At 70.9% G+C, this 6,917-nt stretch carries 6 protein-coding genes and 1 pseudogene; 4 read left to right on the top strand and 3 right to left on the bottom strand.

Annotated elements, in window-relative coordinates; all coding sequences use genetic code 11:
* Both GWK61_RS51480 and GWK61_RS51475 read left to right on the top strand, forming a co-directional pair.
* Positions 1–104: pseudogene (locus tag GWK61_RS51480) on the top strand (IS5/IS1182 family transposase); the annotation flags it as partial.
* 32 nt (positions 105–136) lie between these two features.
* Entirely contained in the window at positions 137–1,573 is a 1,437-nt protein-coding gene (locus tag GWK61_RS51475) for an MFS transporter (protein WP_194921416.1), read from the top strand.
* A 31-nt stretch (positions 1,574–1,604) separates the two neighbouring features.
* On the opposite strand, the gene GWK61_RS51470 is transcribed toward GWK61_RS51475, so the two are convergent.
* Positions 1,605–2,048 carry a MarR family winged helix-turn-helix transcriptional regulator gene (locus tag GWK61_RS51470; RefSeq protein ID WP_194921423.1) on the bottom strand — a complete coding sequence of 148 codons (444 nt, stop codon included), beginning with the start codon at positions 2,046–2,048 and terminating at the stop codon, positions 1,605–1,607.
* A 255-nt stretch (positions 2,049–2,303) separates the two neighbouring features.
* On the opposite strand from GWK61_RS51470, the gene GWK61_RS51465 reads away from it, so the two are divergent.
* On the top strand, positions 2,304–3,551 hold the full coding sequence (locus GWK61_RS51465) for an MFS transporter (protein WP_194921415.1): 1,248 nt from the start codon (positions 2,304–2,306) through the stop codon (positions 3,549–3,551).
* Here the strand turns inward: GWK61_RS51465 and GWK61_RS51460 are convergent.
* Entirely contained in the window at positions 3,471–5,033 is a 1,563-nt protein-coding gene (locus GWK61_RS51460) for a helicase HerA-like domain-containing protein (RefSeq protein WP_194921414.1), read from the bottom strand. The two genes, GWK61_RS51465 and GWK61_RS51460, sit on opposite strands and share 81 nt — an antisense overlap.
* 32 nt (positions 5,034–5,065) lie before the next feature.
* Complete coding sequence (locus GWK61_RS51455; protein WP_194921413.1) at positions 5,066–6,226, bottom strand: endolytic transglycosylase MltG; 1,161 nt, start codon at positions 6,224–6,226, stop codon at positions 5,066–5,068.
* 168 nt (positions 6,227–6,394) lie between these two features.
* Between GWK61_RS51455 and GWK61_RS51450 the strand changes: the two genes are divergently transcribed.
* The coding region (locus tag GWK61_RS51450; protein ID WP_499704234.1) for a protein kinase family protein at positions 6,395–6,917 on the top strand (523 nt) is incomplete at its 3' end.

The raw sequence follows: 6,917 nt of genomic DNA, 5'->3' as shown, positions 1-6,917 counted from the left end.
ACCTCTACCTCGCCGCCGCGTTCGTCACCGTCCGTGCACTCATCCGGGAAGCCCGCACCCGCTACCGATGGGACACACGACCCACCACTCGACGCCTGAAATGACCCCTATCCTCGGTCGCTCTTAGCGTCGCGGTATGTCGACAACCCAAGCTGCGACGACCACCGACGCAGCCGCCGCAGCCGCCAGTCCGGACGCGCTCGCCCGCCCCGGCGTGACCCTCCTCGCGACCTGTCTGGCCCTCTTCCTCGGCCAGGTCGACACCACCGCCGTCAACCTCGCGCTGCCCGCGATCCGGCACGACCTCTCCGGCGGCCTGTCCGGATTGCAGTGGGTCGTCGACGCCTACAACGTCACCTTCGCCGCGCTCCTGCTCACCGGCGGGACGCTCGGCGACCGCTTCGGGCGGCGGCGGCTGTTCCGCCTCGGCGTCGCGGTGTTCGTGCTCGGATCCATGGTCTGCGCGCTGGCGCCCGGGCTGCCGGTGCTGCTGGCCGGGCGGGTCGGGCAGGGCGTGGGCTCCGGCATGATGCTGCCGCAGAGTCTTGCGATCCTGGCCACGGCCTTTCCCGGGCGGCGGGAGCGCAACCGGGCGATGGCCGCGTGGTCGATCGTGGCCGGCAGCGGGCTGGCCGTCGGGCCGACGCTCGGCGGGCTGGCGGTGCAGACGCTGGGGTGGCAGTCGATCTTCTGGGTCAACGTGCCGATCGGCGCGGCGGCGCTGGTGCTGACGCTGCGGCACGTGCCGGAGTCGCGCAACCCGCGGGCCCGGACGCTGGACCCGCTGGGGCAGGTGCTGGCGATCGCCTCGCTCGGGCTGCTGACGTTCGTCGCCGTGCAAGGGCGCGAGCTGGGCTGGACCTCGCCGGCGACGCTCGCGTGCGTCGCGGGGTGCGTGGCCGGGCCGCTGGCGTTCGTCGCCGCCGAGCGCCGCCACCGCGAGCCGATGATCCCGCTGAGCCTGCTGCGCCGCGGGCAGCTGCCGGTCGCGGTGGTGGTCGCGGCGTGCATGACGTTCGGGATGTACGGGCTGTTCATGCTGACCAGCCTGATGTTCCAGCAGGAACGCGGCGCGTCCCCACTCGGCGCCGGGCTCGCGATGCTGCCCCTGGCGGTCGCCGCGACGGTGCTCTCGCCGCTGACCGGACGGCTGGTGACGCGGCACGGGCCACGACTGCCGATGACGGCCGGCATGGCGTGCATGGGGTCGGGCGTGCTCGTGTTCGCGGTGGCCGGGGCCGACGCGAACCTGCTGGTGCTGGAGCTCGCGTTCACCGTCATAGGCGTCGGGCTGGCACTGAACACCGGCCCGGTGGTCGGCGTCGCGGTATCGGCGGTGCGGGCGGACCTGGCCGGACTCGCGTCGGGAATCGCCAACCTGGCCCGGATGTTCGGCGCGACGCTGGGAGTGGCGGTGCAGGGGACGGTCTTCGCCGTGGCGTCCGCCGGAGCGGCGAGCGGGCCGCACTTCGTGCACGGGTTGCGGACGGCGGTCGCGGTGGGGTGCGCGGTCGAGTTCGTGGGGGCGGTGGTCGCGTTCCGGTACGTGGCCGATCTGCGGCCGCGTCAGTGACCTGGCGCGCGTTGCCCGGGCACAACCGAAATCAGCAGGTCGCCGTCCGGTTCAGCTCCTCGACCGTGGCCACCAGCGGCGCCAGCCGCGGATCCGCGCTCGCGCTCTCCAACGCCTCGTTCAACGCGACGTCGTGCGTCGGCCGCGCCTCGGCCAGCAGCGCCAGCCCGGCGGCCGTCACGTTCGTGTAGATCCCGCGCCGGTCGGTCAGGCAGAGGTAGCGCTCCAGCAGCCCGCGGTCTTCGAGCCGCGTCACCAGGCGCGTCGTGGCACTCTGGCTCAGCACGACCGCCTCCGCGACCTGCGTCATCCGCAGGTGGCCGCCCTCGCCGTCGTGCTGGTAGCTCAGCACGTCCAGCAGCGAGTACTCCCGGGCGCTCAGGTCGTGGCGCGCCTGCAAAGCGCGCTCGATGTGCGTCTCGACGCGGCCCTGCAGGAGCGAGAGCGCGTACCAGCCCTTGGCCGGGCCGGACATGACGGCGTCGGCAACAGCGACGTCGGGGATGCACGTGCCCGTGTCTGTACCCGTGTCTTCAGTCGCGACAGTCATCGCTGTCCGCTCCTTCCTGTCTCACCCAGCAATATACCGCGCGTGCAATCGTTGCGTTTGCAAGTACATGCGGTTGCAATTATTGTTGGAGCCCGTAAGCCGCTCAAACAACAGCTCACGCGTCCAACAACCCACGCGCCACGACCGCACCAACCCCGCAACCGCCTGGAGGGCCACCCCATGCCTCTCGCGCTCCTAGCCCTGGCCATCGGCGCCTTCGGCATCGGCACCACCGAATTCGTCCCGATGGGCCTGCTCCCGGAGATCGCCGGCGACTACGGCGTCTCGATCCCCTCGGCGGGCCTGCTGGTCACCGGCTACGCGCTCGGCGTCGTCGCCGGCGCCCCGGTGATGACCGCGCTCGGCACCAAGCTCGGCCGCAAGACCATGCTCATGCTGCTCATGGGCCTGTTCGTGCTCGGCAACCTGATCTCGGCCGCGGCCCCGTCCTTCGAGCTGATGCTCGTCGGCCGCATCGTCACCGCGCTGGCGCACGGCGCCTTCTTCGGCATCGGCTCGGTCGTCGCCGCCGAACTGGTCGCGCCGGAGAAGAAGGCCGGCGCGATAGCCGCGATGTTCACCGGGCTGACCGTCGCGAACATCGTCGGCGTGCCGCTCGGCACGTTCGTCGGTCAGGCGATCGGCTGGCGCGTGACGTTCGCCATCGTCGCGGCGCTCGGCGTGGCCGGCCTGCTCGGCATCGCGAAGCTGGTGCCGCCGCTGCCCCGGCCCGAGGGCACGCACCTGCGGCACGAGCTGGCCGCCTTCCGCAACACCCAGGTCGTGCTGGCCATGGCGATGACCGTCCTGGGCTTCGGCGGCGTCTTCGCCGCGATCACCTACATCGCGCCGATGATGACCAAGGTCGCCGGCTACTCCGACGGCGCCGTCACCTGGCTGCTGGTGCTCTTCGGCACCGGCATGTTCCTCGGCAACCTGGTCGGCGGCCGGTACGCGGACCGCAAGCTGATGCCGATGCTGTTCACCGCGCTCGGCGGGCTCGCCGTGGTGCTGGCGCTGTTCACCGTCACCGCGCACAACAAGGGCCTGGCCGCGGTCACCGTCCTGCTGATCGGGGCGCTGGGCTTCGCGACCGTCCCGCCGCTCCAGAAGCGGGTCCTGGACCAGGCGCACGGCGCGCCGACGCTGGCCTCGGCCGTCAACATCGGCGCCTTCAACCTGGGCAACGCGCTGTCGGCGTGGCTCGGCGGCGTCGTCATCTCCGCCGGCTTCGGCTACACCGCGCCGAACTGGGTCGGGGCGGTGCTCGCCGGATCGGCGCTGCTCCTCGCGATCTGGTCGGCCGCGCTGGAGCGGAGCACGCAGCGCGTGGCGGCCGGGCACGCCTCACCGGCGCCTGCGCGTTCCGAAAATGCTTCGGGTGAGCTCGCGCACGGCGGTGTTCACGGCTTGTTTGACCGTGCCTGATCCCAGGTACTGGTCGATGAGGTTCGGCGGCGCCTTGGCCGCCGGACTCGTGCGGCTCCGGGAAGCCTCACGCTCGGCCTGCGCCACCTCGGCCTCGCTGCGTCGGTCATCGGCCGCCAGCTGCGCCTCCAGCTCCTTCGCGGCAAGAATCTCGTACGCCGACTCCCGGTCGATCGCCGGACCGTACTTCGCCAGCAGCGGCGAGGCGTTGACGATCGCCTGCACCACCGCCGGATCCGCCTCGGCCATCAGCGACTCCGGAGCCCGCAGCCGGGTCCACGCCACCGGCGTCGGCGCACCGTTCTCCGACAGCACTGTCACCACCGCTTCGCCGATGCCGAGGTTCTGCAGCACCTCGGCGAGGTCGTACGGCGACTTCGGGAACGTCGACACCGTCGCCTTCAGCGCCTTCGCGTCGTCGGGGGTGTAGGCCCGCAGCGCGTGCTGGACCCGGTTCCCGAGCTGTGCCAGGACATCGCCGGGCACGTCCTTCGGCGTCTGCGTGACGAAGAAGATGCCGACGCCCTTGGACCGGATCAGCCGCACGGCCTGCGTGATCGCCGCGACGAAGGGCTTGGAGGCACCGTTGAACAGCAGGTGCGCCTCGTCGAAGAAGAACACGAGCTTGGGCCGGTCCACGTCGCCGACCTCCGGCAGCCGCTCGAAGAGCTCGGCGACCAGCCACATCAGGAACGTGGAGAACAGCTCCGGACGGCTCGCCACCCCGGGCAGCTCCAGCAGCGACACCACGCCGCGACCGTCGGGCGTGGTCCGGATCAAATCGAGGGCGTCGAACTCGGTCTCGCCGAAGAATGGCTCGGCACCCTTGGCCTGGAACGCCGTCAGCTCGCGCAGGATCACGCCGGCGGTCTGCGGCGACAGCCCGCCGATCGCCTTCAGCTCCGCCTTCCCCTCGTCGCCGGTCAGGTAGAGCAGGACGCTGCGCAGGTCCTTCAGGTCCAGCAGCAACCAGTTCTTGGTGTCGGCGAAGTGGAAAACCAGGCCGAGGGACGACTCCTGGGTCGCGTTCAGGCCGAGCACCTTGGCCAGCATCGTCGGCCCGAACGCCGAGACCGTCGCGCGGACCGGGATGCCCGTCCCCTCGCCGCCGAGCGCATAGAACTCGCACGGGAAGGCCTTCGCAGACCACTGCTGGCCCAGCGCCTGGGTCCGGGCGGTCAGCTTCTCGTTGCCGTCACCGGGCGCCGCCATGCCGGACAGGTCGCCCTTCATGTCCGCCAGGAACACCGGGACGCCCGCCGCCGACAGCTGCTCGGCCAGACCCTGGAGGGTCTTGGTCTTGCCGGTGCCGGTGGCCCCGGCGACCAAGCCGTGGCGGGTGAGCATGGCCAGCGGGATGCGGATCTGGACTTCGGGATCCGGGGTGCCGTCGGCCATCAGGGCACCGAGATCCAGGGTCGGGGCGTCGAAGGTGTACCCGGCGGCGATGGCCTGCGCCTGGTCGGTCTGCTCCATCGTCATCTCACCTCGATCTCATCTCGATCTCATCTCGCTCAGTGGGACAGGCAGGTCTGCTTGAACTGGGTCTTCTCGGATTCCTTGAAGAACTTCGTGCCGTCCCCGCTGGCGCACCAGTAGTACCAACGCTCCGTCGCCGGAGTGAGGACCGCTGCGATCATCTGGTTGGAGGGAATGCTCACCGGGGTCGGCGGCAGGCCCTTGTGACCGCCGGTTGCGTAGGGGTCGGTCGGGTCGGAGACCTCCCGGGCCGTGACCCCGATCCGCTTGCCGGCCTGCAGGCTCAGCCAGTACTTGGTGGTCGCGTCCACGCCGAGGAAGTCGCCGCGGCTGAGCCGGTTCTGGACCGCCTCGGAGACCTCGCGGCCGTCCGGGTCGGCCTTGGTGACCTCGGCCTCGGCCAGAGACGCGATGGTCAGGGCCTCTTCGGGCGTGCACTGGCGGGCCGGGGCGCATCGGAGCGCGGAGGCCTTCGAGGTCAGGCCGAGCTTGGTGAGCTCGTCGACGCGCGCCTTGACCATGGAGGTCAGCACGCCCTGCGGCGTGTCGGAGCTGGTGAGGGTGTAGCGGCCGGGCTCCAGCATGCCTTCGACGGTCCAGCGGCCGTCAGCGCTCTTCGACCAGGCCGGCAGGCCGATCTGGTTGGTGTCGATGAGCTGCTGGAGGTCGTCCTTGTCCCACTCGCGCTTCTTGGCCAGCGCCTTCAGCGTCTCCCAGCTGTAGTCGCCGGGGCGGACCTCGACCAGCGAGTCCGGGGAGAGGTTGGCGGAGTTCAGCAGCTCGGTGATCGCGGTCGCGGCGCTGATCTTGGGGCAGACGCGGTAGGTGCCGGTGCTGATGTCGCGCGAGGCCTGGTTGTGGCCGGCGGCGTCGATGAAGGCCTGGGTGCTGCGGACCACGCCGGCGTTGAACAGTGCGTCGCCGATCGCTTTGCCGGTCGCTCCGGTGTTCACCTCGACCAGGACTTTGTGCGGGTCGCTGGGGGAACAGCTGGAGGCGGAGTAGTCGGGGGCGTGTTTGGTCTTCATCATGCCGACGAGGCCGGCGAAGACGAATACCGCGATGCCGCCGAACACCACCACCGGGATCAGAAGGGGGCCCCAGGCTTTGAGGCGGTCGCGGCGCGTGGGCGGCGGGTCTTCGTAGCCGTCTTCCCGGGGTGCCGCGTAATCGGTGCCTGTGTCCGGACTGCCCACCAACGTCGCTCCCGATGATCGATCGCTCACTCAGAGGCGATCATCGCGGGATCGGCGCGCGGACGCAGGTTGACAGGGCCGGATGGGGATCGCCCGGGTGGCGTAACGAGCGTGGCGGGGGTCAGTATCCTGTTCCCTCACGACCATATGCGGGGGTGTCGAGCTTCTATGGACGCGAGCGGGTCCCAGCCCGGTCATCAGGGCGCCGGACGCCAGGTCCGCGGACGTTCGCTGCACGACGTGCTGCACGATCCGGGCACCGGCATCGCGCAGCAGGCGGTGATCCCGCTGGACCCGAGCCGGGTGGCGCTGATCGCGCACGCGGTCCTGACGGCGCTGGCGGCCGGGACGGTGCACGGGTACATCAACCCGTACACCATCCTGCTGACCGACGACGGCACCGCGCTGCTGGTCGGCGACCGCGTCGCGCCGGGAGCCACGCCGGCGAACGACATCTTCGCGCTGGGCATGGCGCTGTTCGAGGCGGTGGAGGGCTACGCGCCGCACCCGGCCGAGGCGCTGCCGACGATGCGGAACGCGGGGGCGCTCGGTGCGCTGATCGAGGCGATGACGGAGCCTGATCCGGCGCGGCGGGTTGATGCGGCGGGGGCGCTGGGGGTTTTGCAGGCGAGTGTGGAGGCGGCTGCGGCTTCCAAGGCAGCCGCGGATGCTGCGGCGGCGGCTGCCGCGG

The organism is Catenulispora rubra, from assembly GCF_015356825.1.
Taxonomy (GTDB): domain Bacteria; phylum Actinomycetota; class Actinomycetes; order Streptomycetales; family Catenulisporaceae; genus Catenulispora; species Catenulispora rubra.
The sequence above is the reverse complement of the archived record's forward strand: the minus strand, read 5'-3'. Positions and strand labels throughout refer to the sequence as shown.

Coding starts and splice junctions, on each gene's coding strand:
- GWK61_RS51475 (WP_194921416.1), top strand. CDS start 137: ATGTCGACAACCCAAGCTGCGACGACCACCGACGCAGCCGCCGCAGCC.
- GWK61_RS51470 (WP_194921423.1), bottom strand. CDS start 2,048: ATGTCCGGCCCGGCCAAGGGCTGGTACGCGCTCTCGCTCCTGCAGGGC.
- GWK61_RS51465 (WP_194921415.1), top strand. CDS start 2,304: ATGCCTCTCGCGCTCCTAGCCCTGGCCATCGGCGCCTTCGGCATCGGC.
- GWK61_RS51460 (WP_194921414.1), bottom strand. CDS start 5,033: ATGACGATGGAGCAGACCGACCAGGCGCAGGCCATCGCCGCCGGGTAC.